Source organism: Rothia sp. LK2492 (assembly GCF_040946345.1).
In the GTDB taxonomy this organism is placed as follows: domain Bacteria; phylum Actinomycetota; class Actinomycetes; order Actinomycetales; family Micrococcaceae; genus Rothia; species Rothia endophytica.
The window spans coordinates 33,748-49,343 of sequence record NZ_JAYWLX010000011.1 but is presented as its reverse complement, the minus strand read 5'-3'; the positions used below and the strand labels follow the sequence as shown (position 1 = coordinate 49,343).

At 52.7% G+C, this 15,596-nt stretch carries 14 protein-coding genes, 3 tRNA genes and 2 rRNA genes; 4 read left to right on the top strand and 15 right to left on the bottom strand.

Annotation, left to right across the window (positions count from 1 at the left end; genetic code table 11):
• Positions 1-154: 154 nt before the first annotated feature.
• Positions 155-964 (top strand): class I SAM-dependent methyltransferase, encoded by an 810-nt coding sequence (locus VVR27_RS10695; RefSeq protein WP_368548344.1) that lies wholly within the window; start codon positions 155-157, stop codon positions 962-964.
• A gap of 258 nt (positions 965-1,222) precedes the next feature.
• Positions 1,223-1,855: a hypothetical protein gene (locus tag VVR27_RS10690; protein WP_368548343.1), complete on the top strand. Its 633-nt coding sequence runs from the start codon at positions 1,223-1,225 to the stop codon at positions 1,853-1,855.
• A gap of 255 nt (positions 1,856-2,110) precedes the next feature.
• On the opposite strand, the gene rrf (VVR27_RS10685) is transcribed toward VVR27_RS10690, so the two are convergent.
• Positions 2,111-2,227: ribosomal RNA gene (gene rrf, locus VVR27_RS10685) — 5S ribosomal RNA — on the bottom strand.
• A 3-nt stretch (positions 2,228-2,230) separates the two neighbouring features.
• Positions 2,231-2,303 (bottom strand) — tRNA-Ala (locus VVR27_RS10680).
• 160 nt (positions 2,304-2,463) lie between these two features.
• Between VVR27_RS10680 and VVR27_RS10675 the strand changes: the two genes are divergently transcribed.
• Both VVR27_RS10675 and VVR27_RS10670 read left to right on the top strand, forming a co-directional pair.
• Positions 2,464-3,003, top strand: coding sequence for a gluconokinase (locus VVR27_RS10675; protein WP_368548342.1), 540 nt, complete (start codon positions 2,464-2,466; stop codon positions 3,001-3,003).
• Entirely contained in the window at positions 3,000-4,403 is a 1,404-nt protein-coding gene (locus tag VVR27_RS10670; RefSeq protein ID WP_368548341.1) for a GntP family permease, read from the top strand. The genes VVR27_RS10675 and VVR27_RS10670 overlap by 4 nt, the downstream gene beginning before the upstream one ends.
• A gap of 94 nt (positions 4,404-4,497) precedes the next feature.
• Here VVR27_RS10670 and VVR27_RS10665 read toward each other — a convergent pair whose 3' ends face one another.
• The 13 genes from VVR27_RS10665 to dnaN all read right to left on the bottom strand — a co-directional run bounded on the left by VVR27_RS10665 (position 4,498) and on the right by dnaN (position 15,461).
• A complete protein-coding gene (locus VVR27_RS10665; protein ID WP_368548340.1) occupies positions 4,498-4,749 on the bottom strand; it encodes a hypothetical protein in 252 nt (83 codons plus the stop codon).
• A 114-nt stretch (positions 4,750-4,863) separates the two neighbouring features.
• Complete coding sequence (locus tag VVR27_RS10660; RefSeq protein ID WP_409349956.1) at positions 4,864-5,733, bottom strand: anion permease; 870 nt, start codon at positions 5,731-5,733, stop codon at positions 4,864-4,866.
• Positions 5,709-5,894, bottom strand: coding sequence for an inorganic phosphate transporter (locus tag VVR27_RS11590; protein ID WP_409349955.1), 186 nt, complete (start codon positions 5,892-5,894; stop codon positions 5,709-5,711). The genes VVR27_RS10660 and VVR27_RS11590 overlap by 25 nt, the downstream gene beginning before the upstream one ends.
• A 457-nt stretch (positions 5,895-6,351) precedes the next feature.
• Positions 6,352-6,468 (bottom strand): 5S ribosomal RNA (gene rrf / locus VVR27_RS10655).
• A 3-nt stretch (positions 6,469-6,471) separates the two neighbouring features.
• A tRNA-Ala gene (locus tag VVR27_RS10650) sits at positions 6,472-6,544 on the bottom strand.
• A 16-nt stretch (positions 6,545-6,560) separates the two neighbouring features.
• Complete coding sequence (locus VVR27_RS10645) at positions 6,561-6,665, bottom strand: DLW-39 family protein (protein ID WP_346872025.1); 105 nt, start codon at positions 6,663-6,665, stop codon at positions 6,561-6,563.
• A gap of 35 nt (positions 6,666-6,700) precedes the next feature.
• Positions 6,701-6,774 (bottom strand) — tRNA-Ile (locus tag VVR27_RS10640).
• A 177-nt stretch (positions 6,775-6,951) separates the two neighbouring features.
• Positions 6,952-7,434 (bottom strand): DUF3566 domain-containing protein, encoded by a 483-nt coding sequence (locus VVR27_RS10635; RefSeq protein WP_345447063.1) that lies wholly within the window; start codon positions 7,432-7,434, stop codon positions 6,952-6,954.
• The gene (gyrA, locus tag VVR27_RS10630) at positions 7,434-10,061 is read right to left on the bottom strand and encodes a DNA gyrase subunit A (protein ID WP_368548339.1); all 2,628 of its coding nucleotides are present in this window, start codon (positions 10,059-10,061) and stop codon (positions 7,434-7,436) included. Before gyrA ends, VVR27_RS10635 begins: the two co-directional genes overlap by 1 nt.
• A 75-nt stretch (positions 10,062-10,136) precedes the next feature.
• Positions 10,137-12,164 carry a DNA topoisomerase (ATP-hydrolyzing) subunit B gene (gyrB, locus tag VVR27_RS10625; RefSeq protein WP_368548338.1) on the bottom strand — a complete coding sequence of 676 codons (2,028 nt, stop codon included), beginning with the start codon at positions 12,162-12,164 and terminating at the stop codon, positions 10,137-10,139.
• Between the two features lie 299 nt (positions 12,165-12,463).
• The gene (locus tag VVR27_RS10620; protein WP_368548337.1) at positions 12,464-13,090 is read right to left on the bottom strand and encodes a DUF721 domain-containing protein; all 627 of its coding nucleotides are present in this window, start codon (positions 13,088-13,090) and stop codon (positions 12,464-12,466) included.
• A 9-nt stretch (positions 13,091-13,099) separates the two neighbouring features.
• Positions 13,100-14,284, bottom strand: coding sequence for a DNA replication/repair protein RecF (gene recF, locus VVR27_RS10615; protein ID WP_368548378.1), 1,185 nt, complete (start codon positions 14,282-14,284; stop codon positions 13,100-13,102).
• 49 nt (positions 14,285-14,333) lie between these two features.
• Positions 14,334-15,461, bottom strand: a complete 1,128-nt coding sequence (dnaN, locus tag VVR27_RS10610; RefSeq protein WP_368548336.1) for a DNA polymerase III subunit beta — start codon at positions 15,459-15,461, stop codon at positions 14,334-14,336.
• Positions 15,462-15,596: the final 135 nt, after the last annotated feature.

The following is a 15,596-nucleotide window of genomic DNA, read 5'->3' as shown; positions in this document are numbered from 1 at the left end:
GGGGGAGAAAACGCAAAAAGGTTCACGATTTTTACTATGAGCCGCAGTCAAGTGCAGTAGTTTAATGGCATCTAAATTATGAAATCTAATGCTCATATAATGAAATTGGGGATAAGTTAGATTTCATCATTCCTTTTGAAAGCGAAATTTAAGAATGAAAGAGTCCTATACTCACGGGCACCAAAAACCAGTCCTCAACGCACACCAGCAGCGTACCATCGATAATTCTGCGGCCTATCTCAGACCATATCTCGCCTCGGGCATGAATCTGTTGGATATTGGTGCCGGCCCCGGCAGTATCACCGCAGATTTTGCACGGTTAACTGGCAGGGTAACAGCCACTGAAATTGGGGAGGAAGAGTTAAATCTCTGCAAAAGACATTTTCTCGATAAGGGCCTCACCGTTGAACAAGGAATTTCGGCAAAATTCTCCGTAGAAAACGTGCATCACCTCAGCTTTGCAAACAATAATTTTGATGTAGCTCATGCGCACCAGGTTATTCAACACGTTAGCACCCCTATTCAGGCTCTCACAGAAATGGCTCGTGTAGTGAGGCCTGGTGGGTACGTTGCCATTCGCGATGCCGACTACGAGAGCTTTTTCTGGTTCCCTACATCATCTAAAATTTCACGATGGCGAGAACTATATTTACAGGTTGCTCGGAATAACGGTGGGGAACCAAGTGCTGGACGCAGACTTCTTTCGTATGCTCGACAGGCGGGTTTAAGCGGAGCACGTTTTACAACTTCCACCTGGACATACACGGGTGAAGAGGCTCAACAACTGGCCTGTTCATGGGCTGAGCGATTAGAACAAACTGTCCTAGGGCAACAAATTGTTGAGAGAGGGCTGACTAGTATTCAGGAATTGCAAGAGGTGGCTCAAGGGTGGAGAGAATGGGGTTCACAGCCTGGAGCTCTCTTTGTCATGCCGCACGGGGAACTTCTCTGGCAGAAACCCTAATAGGTCCGTAAAAGTCTGTTTCGATTCGAATAGCCCTGCTGGGGGTGAACTTTGAAGCTTATCCGTAGGAACGTAGATTTAGCCAACATAACGAAATTTCGAAGTTGATAGATAAGGGGACATGGTCTTTAGCGGGCAGAGAACACCCGGTTTCTTTTCGTACATAAACTGCTTTTTACAGGCATATTTCGTAAGCTTATGAATAACAGTTAACCACTGCGTCCTTCGCGGCGCTGAAATCAACCTGGAGGTAGAGACATGGCTCTGACCAAAAATGCTAAGGCTAAGAAAGCTCAGAAGCAGGCAGAGAAGTTCTTTGCAAAGGCTCAGAAGAAGACCGGCAAGAAGGCAGACAAACTAACCAAGTTGGCTGACAAGCAAACTGCTCGTGCTGAAAAGTTCACCGCCAACAAGTTTGCTGATCTTCAGAAGACTGCTGAGAAGCACGGAAAGAACGCAAAGAAGACCACTAATTCAGTCGCTAAGGACGCTCACAAGAAGCTGGACAAGGTGCAGAACACCCTGGTGAATAAGATCCAGCACACCATTGATGATGTCACCCCGGTAGTTGAAGATGCTGTGGCAACTGCCCGTGTCAAAGCTGCTGAAGTTGCTGATACCGTTGCTGTTAAGCTCTCAGACGCTGAGGTTCCTGCACCGGTCAACACCGTTGCGGCTAAGGTAACTGGCGACAAGAAGGCTGTAAAGAATGCACAGAAGGCCGCTGTAAAAGCTGCTGCCCAGTTCGCTAAGGAGCAGAAGAAAGCTTCTAAGAAGAGCGGCAAGGGTTGGCTAGTTCTGGGTCTGCTGGTTGCGGGCACCGTTGCTGGCGCTGCTGCTTACAAGGCTTCGCGCCCCGTTGAGGATCCCTGGAAGACCCCCGCAGCATAAGTTTTGTGTTTGAGGTAGCGGTTTATAGCTAGCTGAGAACGCCGACGCATGAGAGATAATGCGTCGGCGTTTTTGCACCCGCCAAAAACTACAGCTTATCTAGTTTTCATCGACGGGCCTATCTGTGAATGATAAACAGATGATTATCTACTTCTCCGGCCCTCCTACTGGCGGGCAGCGTGGTATCCTAGGGATCTTTTTCTGGGCATAAAAAAGAGGCTCAGTCTTACGACTGAGCCTCTTCCATCACATTTAATTCGGCGATGACTTACTCTCCCACACCGTCACCAGTGCAGTACCATCAGCGCAAAGAGCCTTAACTTCCGGGTTCGGGATGGGACCGGGTGTTTCCCTCTTGCTATAATCACCGAAGAGTGGAGGCGAGGGGACTCGAACCCCTAACCCCCTGCTTGCAAAGCAGGTGCGCTACCAATTGCGCCACGCCCCCGTAGGTGCATATAAAACTATACTACACATTTTTTACACGTGCAAACACAAGCTTACCAAACATGGGTTAGATAGACCACAGTAGAATCACTGCATCTCATAAAATACTGCTTTAGCGCACCCCTTTAGACTGCCGTTGTGGCGGTCATTAAAATCAAAACATGACTATCACACCACACAACATCGTCCATATCGTCGTGATGGGCGTCAGTGGCACCGGAAAAACGGAGCTAGCCCACCGTTTGCACCATCGCACCGGTTTTAGCTTTGCCGAAGGCGATGAGCTGCACCCTGCGTCCAACGTCCAAAAGATGAGTGCGGGCATTCCACTTACCGATGAGGACCGTGCACCCTGGCTGGCTGATATCGCCACATGGGCCACCGAACAGGCAGCACAGGGCAAGAACACCATCATCACCTGCTCAGCCCTTAAAAAGCAGTACCGCAACGCTTTGCGCACCGCACCTGGTCGCGTGATTTTTCTGCATCTCACAGGCTCCAAAAAACTAATTGCAGACCGCATGACTCACCGACGCGGTCACTTTATGCCCACTACCCTGCTTGACTCACAATTAGCGACCCTCGAACCCCTCGAGGCGGACGAACTAGGTTTCACCCTTGACATCACTCCCCCGCTGGATGACATCGCTTACAATGCTGAGAACACACTGACACAAACCTACGGAGTAAACCTCTCATGACCATTGAAGACTGGACACAAACCCTAACAGCAGGGCCCCTACTGGCTATTGCGGCAGCAGCTGTAGCTCTGCTTCTTGTGCTCATCATGAAGTTGAAAGTGCACGCCTTCCCTGCTCTTATTTTGGTCAGTGTTCTCACCGCAATTGCAGCAGGTATTCCCACCGCCCAGGTGGTGCCGGTTATGCTCAGCGGCTTCGGCAGTACACTGGCATCCGTCGCACTTCTCGTAGGTCTAGGCGCCATGCTGGGCATCCTCATCCAGACTTCCGGCGGTGCGCAAGTGCTTGCTCACAAACTCATCTCGGTCTTTGGTGAAAAGCGGGCACCTATCGCCTTGGGTGTGACATCCATGCTCTTTGGCTTCCCCATCTTCTTCGATGCCGGCCTGGTGGTCATGCTGCCTATCATGTTCTCGGTAGCCCGCTGGGTAGGCGGTTCTATGCTGTTCTACGGCATTCCCGTGGCAGGCGCTTTCTCGGTCATGCATGTCTTCACACCGCCCCACCCCGGCCCGGTATCAGCTGCTGCCTTCTTCAATGCTAACGTTGGTGTCCTTCTGCTGGTCGCCCTGGTCATTGCAATTCCCACTTGGTATCTGGCGGTTTACCTCTTCAGCCGCTATATCGGCGCTCGCATCAATCTACCGGTCCCCGCCCTCTTGGGCGTCGATGAGGTGCCGGACGACCCTAAAAATCCGCCTAGCTTCGGCACCGTCCTGTTTGTTCTTCTGCTGCCCATGTTGCTGATTTTTATGAACACCGGCCTGAATACACTAGCCACCTCGGGCGTTCTCGCAGAGGACGCCACTGACCAGACCTGGTACCAGACCCTACGCATGCTGGGGGAAACACCTGTTGCCCTGCTCATCACCACACTGGTGGCCATGTACGTACTGGGCAACCGCCGTGGCGTCCACAAAAAGCACATCAACACCACCATGGAAGGTGCACTCCCCGCTGTCTGCTCGGTTATTCTGATTACCGGTGCCGGTGGCATGTTTGGTGGCGTGCTGCGTACCTCGGGTATTGGCGCTTCACTGACCGATGTACTGGGCGATATGGGTGTACCCCTCATCGTTGCTGGCTTTATCATCTCGGGTATCCTACGTGTTGCTCAGGGTTCAGCGACCGTAGCTCTCACGACCACAGCGGGTCTTATTGCTCCGGGCGTCGAGGCCGCAGGATACGGGGATCTCCAACTCTCTGCTCTGGTCATCGCTGTCGCCGCTGGATCTGTGATTCTCTCTCACTTTAACGACTCCGGCTTCTGGCTGGTCAGCCGTTTCTTCAATATGGACGAAAAGACAACCTTCAAGACCTGGACGGTTATGGAAACCCTCATTGGCCTCGTTGGCTTTACATTGGCTCTGGGCATTTTCTACGCCGCAGCCCTGATATAAAAAACCCAGCGTCTCCACACGTAATCTAAAGCGCCACCCTTCAATATCAGGGTGGCGCTTTAGTTTAAGCAATTAAAGTTATACGGGGTTGATTCTAGTCAGCGACCCCAAAAAGGTTAAAACCGGTGTAGGCGTAGAGGAAGTCTTTTGCGACCCACAGAATACCAGTGAGAATTGCCAGCGCCAGCAGCACAAAAATAGCGTAGGCAGCTACCCTAGCTAGAGGATGCACTTCAACCTTTACGGTACCGTCAGCAGTTTCAGTGGCTATGCCGCTCACAAGCCGCACGGCAACCGCATACAGAATGGGTAGGCCTGCCCCAAAGACAAGTCCAGCTAAGAACACGGGATAAATCTTATGGAAGATTTCAGCGAGAAGAACTAGTGACCAACCTTCTGCAGGACAGGGAGGGATTCAGTATGCACTTCACGGGTTCGCACCACTTCACCGGCATGTATATCAACGTGGCCAATAGCGCTCTTGCGCGAGTGTGCCCACATCCAGGCGCAAAATCCAACCAGAATCAGAAATACGGTTGCTTCCCCCCATCCAATCACTACCCGTGAAGTGGTTGATGTAGTTACCGACGAGCCATGTCAGAGCACCAACACTGCCTGCGGCGGGGAGGGTAATAGTCCAGGCAACCACCATGCGCCGGGCAGTCGACCATTTCACTGCAACACGGCGCCCAATACCTGAACCGATGATAGAACCGGTAGCTACGTGAGTGGTCGAAAGAGCCATTCCGAAGTGAGAGGACGTCAAAATAATGGCAGCAGAAGAACCATCAGCAGAGAAACCCTGGGGGCCTTCGATATCGACGATACCCTTACCCAGAGTTTTGATGATGCGCCACCCACCCAGGTAGGTTCCCAGGGCAATAGCTACCGCACAGACCAGGCGAACCCAGAAGGGTATATCAGCCGACGGATCGATTTCCTGTGCCGCAACGAGGGCTAGGAAAATAACACCCATGGTCTTTTGAGCGTCATTGGTACCGTGTGCCAGCGACATGAGAGAAGCAGCAGAGATCTGACCAAAGCGAAAGTTTTTCTTCTTACGGTTCTCAGGCACTGCCACTGTAACGCGGTAGACCACCCTGGTGCTGATATATGCGATGATACCGGCAATGAGGGGCGCTAGAAGAGCCGGAACAATAATCTTCATCAGCACCCCATTCCAGAGCACTCCGCTTGCACCCAAGGATGCTAGTGTCGCACCAATTAGCCCTCCAAAGAGGGCGTGAGAGGAGCTAGAAGGCAATCCCAGCAACCAGGTGAGAACGTTCCACAGGATGGCACCTACTAGACCGGTAAAGACGATAAGCATGAGGCTTGACCCGCACCCCCTGCAGTCTCTAAGTCCACTAGCCCCGTGCCGACGGTCTTAGCTACTTCGATAGACAAGAAAGCACCGACGAGATTAAGGGAAGCTGAAAGGGCTACGGCCGTCTTAGGTTTGAGAGCACCGGTTGCGATGGAGGATGCCATGGCATTCGCGGTGTCGTGAAATCCTTGGTGAAGTCAAAGGCCAGCGCGGTAAGTACCACAATAACCAGGATGATGAGTTCTGTAGTCACCCAATGATTATGCGCCTATTAAGAGTATTTAGGAAACATCTGGAAGATTGCAGGTAAACCACAGACAGCGTTTTGTTTAAGGATTAAAAAACACACAATTCGCACAGGGATGCCCCTCCGGACTCCGCCTTCGATTTCACCATAAATAGCTTTTGACCTGAGAAAACGTTCCTTAAATAAATCCAGGGCGCTCTATAAGCAGGAAGGTTCATGTGGTTTTATGAGCCTTGCCTCGTATAATCCCTCAAGCTCTGCTTCAGTCGTTAACCTATTATTCACTTTAAAGCGGTGTGGGGTCCCCCATAACCTTCCCCTACAACAAAAAGAAGAGGCCCAGTCTTACGACTGAGCCTCTTCCATCACATTTAATTCGGCGATGACTTACTCTCCCACACCGTCACCAGTGCAGTACCATCAGCGCAAAGAGCCTTAACTTCCGGGTTCGGGATGGGACCGGGTGTTTCCCTCTTGCTATAATCACCGAAGAGTGGAGGCGAGGGGACTCGAACCCCTAACCCCCTGCTTGCAAAGCAGGTGCGCTACCAATTGCGCCACGCCCCCATATAGGTGCAACCTATTAAATTTTATCTGTAGCAGCTTTCCAAGAGCTTTTATTCTCTTGGGAGTCCTTTGCCTTCTTAGTTACAACCGCTGCTACGACTGCCACTAAGGTGATTGCCATGAATTTATTCATTTCAACCTTTCCACCAAGGAGAGTGGGCGTACCAGGAATTGAACCTGGGACCTCTACATTATCAGTGTAGCGCTCTAACCATCTGAGCTATACGCCCTCGGTGTTCAGATTTTCACCAGAACGAAATATAACTTTACACAGATTCACACAGCTTGCCAAATCGAAAAAGCATGTTCTGGGTCACAGAAATGCCCGAGGTACTTCAAACATCTTCCGATCAAAAAATGATCCCCTCCTCATGAGAGCAGGGGACCATCTTTCTTCACTGAAGACTTTATTCGTCCGTCAAGGTAACACCAACGCCACCCACCAGCTTGGCAGCGACGTTGTACAGCATGGCCGCCAGCGTCCCCAGGAGGGTAAAGAGCACTACATTAATCACCGAGATAATGGTGGTATAGAGCGCTACCTGCCCCAGCGATAGATACTGAGAGACATCTACCGCGCTACCGGTGGTCCCCAGCAGGGCCAGAATGTCATTGAGGCTCTGGAAGGCACCGGTGGCCTGCATAACCAACCACAGGATGACCGACGCAACAACCGTTACGATACCTACAGCCACAGACAGAAGGAAGACCAGCTTGGCAACTGAGAAAGTATCAACCTTAGCGACCACCAGGCGAGCGCGGCGGATCTTCGAACGGGGTGCGGGGCGCACCAGGGGCTTACGTGAAGCACTCCCCTTAGACTGCGCCGCTCGCGCGTTGCCAGCCCTGGGTGCGGGGCGCGGAGCCGCGCCTGTGCTGTTGGTGCTCACTAGTTACCTCCGTGTGCTTCTACGGTTTCGGCTTCTGCCGGTGTGCTCTTGTTTTCTAAAGGTACTTCATCGGCACCGTTTTCGGCACTCTTATCGACTTTTTCTTCGGTGTCTTCTACATCATCAATGTTCCGCTCGAAGTTGCGGGCGACCTCTAGAATCTCATCATTCTTACCGGGCTTAGCGAAGATAACACCCATGGTGTCACGGCCCTTAGCGGGAACTTCGGATACAGAGGTGCGCACTACCTTGCCGGATTGCATGACGACCATAACTTCATCATCCTCACCCACAATGAGCCCGCCAACCAGGTCTCCACGGTCTTCGGCCAGCTTGGCGACCTTAATACCGAGACCACCACGGCCCTGCACGCGGTACTGATTCACCTGCGTGCGCTTGGCGTAGCCACCTGCAGTAACGATAAAGACATAGGAATCATCGGTGACGACGTTAGCCGATAACAATTCGTCCCCATCACGGAACTTCATGCCGGTAACACCGCTAGTTGCACGGCCCATGGGGCGCAGAGCCTCGTCACTGGCAGTGAAGCGCAGCGACTGACCCTGGCGGGAAATGAGCATGAGGTCATCTTCAGCTGATGCCAGCTGAGCCGATACTAGCTCATCCCCCTCGCGCAGGTTAATGGCGATGACACCAGCGGTGCGGTTGGTGTCGTAATCGGAGAGTGCAGTCTTCTTAACCAAACCGTTTTTGGTCGCGAGCACCAGGTAGGGTGCATCCTCGTAAGATTTGAGCTCCATGACCTTGGCGATAGTTTCATCGGGCTGGAAGGCCAGTAGGTTAGCGACGTGTTGCCCCTTGGCATCACGCCCCGCTTCCATGAGCTCATAAGCCTTGGTGCGATAGACCCGGCCCAGGTTGGTGAAGAAGAGGATCCAGCTGTGGGTGGAGGTGACAAAGAAGTGCTGGACCACATCGTCCCCGCGCAGGGAAGCTCCCTTAATACCCTTACCGCCACGGTGCTGGCTACGGTACTGGTCGCTGCGGGTGCGCTTGACGTAGCCACCGCGGGTAATGGTAACCACCATTTCTTCTTCGGGGATAAGGTCCTCCATGGACATATCCCCGTCGTAACCCATCAGGATCTTACTCCGTCGCTCGTCACCGTAACGGTTGACGATATCGGTCAGTTCGTCGGAGATGATGGTACGCTGGCGACTCTCAGAAGCAATGATGGCGTTGTATTCATCAATCATGCGCATCAGCTCATCATGGCGATCCTGAATCTTCTGACGCTCCAAAGCGGCCAAGCGGCGTAGCTGCATATTCAGAATTGCCTGGGACTGAGCCTCATCAATATCCAGGAATTCCATCAGCCCGGTGCGGGCTTCATCAGCACTGGGAGAGCGACGGATTAGGGCAATAACCTCATCCAGGGCATCCAGTGCTTTGATGAGACCGCGCAGAATATGCGCTTCCTCTTCTGCCTGACGCAGTCGGTAGCGGGTGCGTCGCACGATCACTTCGAGCTGGTGGTTAACCCAGTGGCGGATGAAGGCATCGAGGGAAAGCGTGCGGGGCACGCCGTCTACAATAGCCAGCATGTTGGCTGAGAAGTTTTCCTGCAGCTGCGTGTGCTTATAGAGGTTATTAAGCACCACCTTAGCTACAGCATCACGCTTGAGCACAATGACCAGACGTTGACCGGTACGGCCCGAGGTTTCATCGCGAAGGTCGGCGATGCCGGTGATTTTGCCGTCCTTGACCAACTCAGCAATTTTAATGGCCAGGTTATCGGGGTTGGCCTGGTAGGGGAGTTCAGTGACAACCAGGCAGGTGCGACCGTGAATTTCTTCGACGTTTACCACTGCGCGCATGGTGATAGAACCACGACCGGTGCGGTATGCCTGCTCAATTCCCTTGTGACCCAAAATGGTTGCACCGGTAGGGAAGTCAGGGCCCTTGATGCGGGCAATGAGTGCTTCGAGTAGCTCCTCGTTGGTAGCCGCGGGGTTTTCAAGGAACCACTGCACACCCTCCGCAACCTCACGCAGGTTATGCGGGGGGATGTTGGTTGCCATACCCACAGCAATACCTGATGAGCCGTTCACGAGTAGGTTAGGGATGCGCGAGGGCAGGACGACAGGCTCCTGGTTCTTGCCGTCATAGTTGGGCTGGAAGTCCACGGCGTCCTCATTGATGTCACGCACCATTTCGAGAGCCAGGGGAGCCATCTTGGTTTCGGTGTAGCGGGGGGCTGCTGCACCGTCATTACCGGGTGATCCGAAGTTCCCCTGGCCGAGAGCCAAGGGGTAGCGCATGACCCAGTCCTGAATAAGGCGAACAAGGGTGTCATAAATTGCCGAGTCACCGTGGGGGTGATACTGACCCATGACCTCGCCCACGACGCGGGCGCACTTATTGAAAGAGCGTTCAGGGCGGTAGCCGCCGTCGTACATCGCGTAGATGACGCGGCGGTGCACGGGCTTGAGACCGTCGCGGACGTCAGGCAGTGCACGGCCGATAATAACGGCCATGGCGTAGTCCAGGTAGGAGCGTTCCATTTCGGAGCGCAGGTCTACTGCCTCGACCCTCCCACCGGCGGGGTGCTCGATGACATCGCCTTCAAGTGGTTCGTTTGAGCTGTTGTTCTGTTCGTCGCTCATTATAATCCTTCGTTTGATTCCTTGATTTTAATATTCTTCTAAACACATATTGACTAGCTAAAAGCAATATATGTCTTAGATATCAAGGAAGCGAATGTCCTTTGCGTTCTGCTGAATGAATTCACGGCGAGCTTCGACATCTTCACCCATCAGAATAGAGAAAATCTGGTCAGCAGCAGCCGCGTCTTCCATCTTTACCTGCAGAAGAGTGCGGTTCTCGGGGTCCATAGTGGTATCCCACAGCTCGGTGTAGTCCATCTCACCCAGACCCTTATAACGCTGAATTCCGTTGTCCTTCGGCAGACGCTGGTTCTTTGCGTAGCCTGCCTCAAGAGCAGCATCTCGCTCCGCATCTGAGAAGACATAATCGTGAGCGGCGTTGGACCATTTGATGCGGTAGAGCGGGGGCTGCGCCAAATAGACGTAGCCTGCCTCGATCAGCGGGCGCATGAAGCGGAAGAGAAGTGTCAGTAGCAGGGTAGTAATGTGCTGACCATCGACGTCCGCATCCGCCATGAGAACTACCTTGTGGTAACGCGCCTTTTCGATATTGAAATCATCACCGATGCCGGTACCAAAAGCAGTGATAAGAGACTGGATTTCAGCATTAGACAGAGCTCGATCCAAGCGAGCACGCTCCACATTGAGGACCTTGCCTCGCAGGGGCAGAATTGCCTGGGTTTCGGGGTTGCGGCCGCGCACAGCGGAGCCGCCTGCCGAGTCACCTTCCACCAGGTAAATCTCTGAGATGGAAGGGTCTTTAGATGAGCAATCTTTGAGCTTGCCCGGCATCGATCCGCTTTCCAGCAGCCCCTTGCGGCGGGTGGTCTCACGGGCTTTACGGGCAGCAAGGCGAGCTTGCGCTGCGGTGATGGCGCGACGCACTACCTCTTTACCGATGGACGGATTACGTGCTAGCCAGTCACCCAGTTGATCCAGGGTTTCACGCTGGACAAAAGCCTTAGCTTCTGAATTACCCAGCTTGGTCTTGGTCTGACCTTCAAATTGGGGTTCAGAAATCTTCACTGAAACCACAGCGGTCAGGCCCTCACGAACATCCTCACCGGTCAGGTTATCGTCCTTATCGCGGAGCAGTTTGTTGTCTCGAGCAAAGCGGTTAATGAGGGTGGTTAGAGCGGTGCGGAAACCTTCCTCATGGGTGCCACCCTCGTGAGTATTGATGGTGTTGGCGTAGGTGTGCACCGATTCCTTGTAGGCGGTGGTCCACTGCATAGCCACTTCAAGGCTCATCATGCGGTTGGCATCTTCGGTTTCAAACGCGATGATTTCGTCATTAACGACGGTGAGCTTCTTTGAGGTATTGAGGAAGTTTACGTAGTCCAGTAGACCGTTCTCATACATGTAAGTGACAGTTTTATAACCATCTTCGTTGGGGCCAACCTGGTTAAGTTCTAAAGACTTTGCTTCATCTTCACCGGCAACCTCATTACCTTCATGCAGGTCACGCTCGTCAGTGAGACGGATAGTGAGGCCCTTGTTCAGGAAAGCCATCTGTTGGAAGCGGGCACGCAAGGTTTCAAAATCGAAATCAATGCTTTCAAAGATGGTGGGGTCGGGGTAGAAGGTCTGGGTAGTACCGGTTTCTTCAGTGACTTCACCTCGGGTCAGAGGCTTGGCTGTCTTACCGCCGTCATTGTATTCAATATGCCATTTGTAGCCCTGACGGCGCACTTCGGTCTTAACGCGGGTTGAAAGGGCATTGACCACTGAAATACCAACGCCGTGCAGACCACCAGAGACGGCATAACCGCCACCGCCAAATTTACCGCCGGCGTGCAGGATTGTCATGACCACTTCGACAGTGGGTTTCTTTTCAGTAGGGTGTTCGTCAACGGGAATACCGCGGCCGTTATCAACCACACGCACTGCACCGTCAGCTTGAATAACCACATCAATGAGGTCAGCATAGCCTGCCAAAGCCTCATCTACGGAGTTATCAACGACTTCATACACCAGATGGTGCAGGCCGCGTTCACCGGTTGAACCGATGTACATGCCCGGGCGCTTACGCACCGCTTCGAGGCCTTCAAGAACCGTAATGTCGGCTGCGCCGTATTCACCGGTTGTTTCTTCAGTTGCCACAGGTATCAGGCTCCTTGCGTCTTTCTATCAGCACCTTGACGCAGGGTAGCAACGGACGTCATCAATAAAGCTGGTCGTTTATCGCGGGAACCTGCAGGCACAAGGCGCACTCATTCTTAACAATTCTACCTCACAGAGCGATTTTTGAGCCTTTTTGTGAGGTAGTAGAAGGGGGTAAACCCTGCAGATAAGGTTTATTTGTGGCTATAAGCCAATCAACCCCCCCATCAAAGGGGTTCTCACATGGGCGGCGCTTAAGAGGCGTAGAAACGATTTTTTATTAAAAAATTGTCGTATCCCTACCCATACGTATCCCGCGGACCTCTTCCACCCGGAGCGACTCTGCGCCCCTTCTTCCATGAGGGAGCGTTGGGCCCATGAGCCTGGATGTCTTTTACTATTTCGCCACCCAATTCTTCATTAATGCGGCGCATAATGTCATATTTCATGCGGCGCATTTCAACAGCCCAAGCAGTGGATTCACACCTGACCACAACAACACCATCGTCAAATGACTCTGGTTTACTTTTACTGGCAAGTTGAGCCCCCACCAGCGTCCCCCAGCGAGTTAGCACAGACGATACAGCTACGGGGGTAGACCAGCCGCGCTCCATGATGACTCGATCTAATATGCCACTTAGCCCCTGGGGATCCCGTGCACTTTTACCCGGGCCACTGTAGCCACCCATCTGGTAGCGGTTTACACCAACGCTAAAGCGGCGCACTCGCTCACCCGGTTCAGCGTTGATGACCTTACTGAAATCCTTGATAATTTTTTGGCCAGCAGCGCCCTGGATTCGACGCTCGCCCCGGGCTTCTTTTGAGGCCCGAATGCGACTTAGAAGCGCGTGGGGGGCATCAATGTCTTCCGATGTATAGGCTCTTATCTTATATTCCTTATCATGCATATTTTCAGACGAAGTCATCAGATATGCCTAACTTGAGATATTAGGAAGAGGTATTGAATCAATAATCTCTGCTAATCCAGACTCGACCCTGATTAGGTGATATTCTCCCAGCTCCTCGGGTAGGTCAGTAGCTACAGCGCAGGTCACCAAAACCTGCTCAGCGTCAGCCACAATAGACCCCAATCTGTGCCTGCGGGCAGAATCTAACTCAGCAAAAACATCATCAAGAATAAGGATCGGGGAGGCGCCGGGAGCTGTATTGTCAGCTAAATGTACGTACCAAGCTGCTAGTTTAAGAGCTAAAGCATAGGACCAACTTTCCCCGTGAGAGGCATAGCCGCGCACAGGAATTCCACCTAGCTCAAGCACAAGTTCATCACGATGAGGCCCTACCAAAGTAACCCCCCGCTCCAATTCTTCGGACCGCTTTTCTGCAAAAGACCGCAACAGGGCTTCGCGGATATCGTCTACACCCATCAGCGCTGCTCTCGATAAAACTGCGCTAGAGATGGGCGGAAATACTGATGACTCGTACACCGTTGAGGCCGTTTTAGAATCATCGGCAAGTTCACCATAGGCACGCTGCACCTGGGGGAGAAGCTGGGCTAGCACCCGCAAACGGGCCTGTAAGAGATGAGACCCGGCCTCTGCCAGCTGACGATTCCACACCTCAAGGGTGTGCAGATCTTCTTCGGCTGAAGGGCGACGAGAACGCATTGATTTAAGTAACGAATTACGCTGGCGCAGCACCCTTTCATAGTCCGCACGGTAACCGGCAACCGCAGGACGAAGGGCAACCGCTAGGTCATCAAGAAACCTCCTACGGCCCGCAGGCTCCCCTTTGACGAGCTGTAAGTCCTCGGGTGAGAAGAGAACCGTGTGGGTTACCCCTAGAGCCTCACGGGCGCGCACAGGAGCTGCGCGGTTGATGCGCACACGATTGCTCTTACCCGGGGCCAGCTCAAATTCCATAACAGTCTGCTGAGATCCCCGCACGGTGCGAGTTCTGATGTAGGCGCGCTCTGCCCCCACCCTCACCAACGGAGAATCTTGACTCACCCGATGAGATGCCAGGTTAGCGGTGTAATCGATGGCTTCAACGATGTTGGTTTTTCCTACACCGTTGGAGCCAAGAAACACCGATACACCGGGAGAAAGAGGCAGATTCAGCAGCCGGTAGGTGCGAAAGTCCATCAACGAAATATGGTCGATGTACAGAAAAGCGCTCCTTAGAAAACTGCTCTGACGAGCTAAGAGAGTTTTATTGGTTTTGCAGGCGGATCGGCATCAGCAGATAACGGTAATTCTTATTGTCTTCTGATTGCCAGTCATCCTGCTCTGAAAGGACAACGGGTTTGGGTGCAGCAGTGAAAGAAAAGCGCACAAATTTATTACCTGAGAAGGTGTTAAGACCTTCAGAAAGGTAGCTGGGGTTGAAGGCAACAGTGATATCTTCACCGTGCAACTGCGCCTGTAGAACCTCGTTAGCCTGAGCGTCTTCACCTGTTCCAGCGTCCAGAGTGACCTGCCCCTGCGTAAAGGCGAGTCGTACCGGGGTATTGCGTTCGGCAACCAAGGACACACGGCGTACAGCCTCGACCAGATCAGAGGTGCGAACGATAGCGTGAATAGGTGTTTGTTCGGGGAAAAGTGCGCGAATCTTGGGGTATTCACCGTCCACTAGCAAGCTAGTAGTACGGCGGGAATCTGATTCAAAGCCGATCAGTTCGTGAGCATCGGAAAGTGCTATCGACAGTTCACCTGCCCCACCCAGTGTCTTGGCAACCTCGCTCATTGTTTTAGCCTTTACCAAAGCGGCTGTTGAGATTGAGGGATCAGCCGGGGACCAGGTAAGTTCACGCATCGCCAGACGGTAACGATCAGTTGCCAGCAGGGTGATGGTATCACCCTCAATTTCCATGCGGACGCCGGTCAAGATGGGCAAGGTGTCATCTTTAGAAGCTGCAATAGAAACCTGACTAACAGCTTTAGCAAATTCTGAACCTTCAACAGTGCCCGAGATCTCGGGAAGTCCCGGAAGTTCAGGGTAGTCAGCAACGGGCATTGATGACAGGTTGAAATTCGATGAACCGCAGCTGATATGCACCTTCCCTTCGCGCAGTTCAAAAGTGACATCACTCTTAGGTAGTGCACGGCAGATATCGGCTAGAAGGCGGCCAGAGACAAGAGCTTCACCTTCTTCTGCGACATCAGCTGAAATTTTGAGTTTGGCAGAAGTTTCGTAATCGAAGCTGGCGATGGACACTTCACCCGCAGTAGCTCTGATCATAAGACCTGAAAGGACAGGTACCGGAGGGCGGGGTGAGAGCGAGCGCGCAGTCCAGGTGACGGCATCAACAAGAGTTTCGCGTTCAACAGTGAATTTCACGCTAAGGTACCTTCCAATCAAAACAAGATAGGCCCAAAAGACGGGCGTAAATCAGTATTTCAGTCTACCGGAAAGAGGTAGCACTACCTACAGGCCGAGCAGAGGGGTAGCTCTCTAAAAAATGTAATTACAGCA

Bases quoted from the DNA above. Each gene is read 5' to 3' on its own strand.
- VVR27_RS10670 (WP_368548341.1), top strand. From the start codon at position 3,000: ATGACCATTGAAGACTGGACACAAACCCTAACAGCAGGGCCCCTACTG.
- gyrA (WP_368548339.1), bottom strand. From the start codon at position 10,061: ATGAGCGACGAACAGAACAACAGCTCAAACGAACCACTTGAAGGCGAT.
- VVR27_RS10695 (WP_368548344.1), top strand. From the start codon at position 155: ATGAAAGAGTCCTATACTCACGGGCACCAAAAACCAGTCCTCAACGCA.
- VVR27_RS10660 (WP_409349956.1), bottom strand. From the start codon at position 5,733: ATGCTTATCGTCTTTACCGGTCTAGTAGGTGCCATCCTGTGGAACGTT.
- VVR27_RS11590 (WP_409349955.1), bottom strand. From the start codon at position 5,894: ATGGCATCCTCCATCGCAACCGGTGCTCTCAAACCTAAGACGGCCGTA.
- VVR27_RS10620 (WP_368548337.1), bottom strand. From the start codon at position 13,090: ATGACTTCGTCTGAAAATATGCATGATAAGGAATATAAGATAAGAGCC.
- VVR27_RS10645 (WP_346872025.1), bottom strand. From the start codon at position 6,665: ATGGCAATCACCTTAGTGGCAGTCGTAGCAGCGGTTGTAACTAAGAAG.
- VVR27_RS10675 (WP_368548342.1), top strand. From the start codon at position 2,464: ATGACTATCACACCACACAACATCGTCCATATCGTCGTGATGGGCGTC.
- VVR27_RS10690 (WP_368548343.1), top strand. From the start codon at position 1,223: ATGGCTCTGACCAAAAATGCTAAGGCTAAGAAAGCTCAGAAGCAGGCA.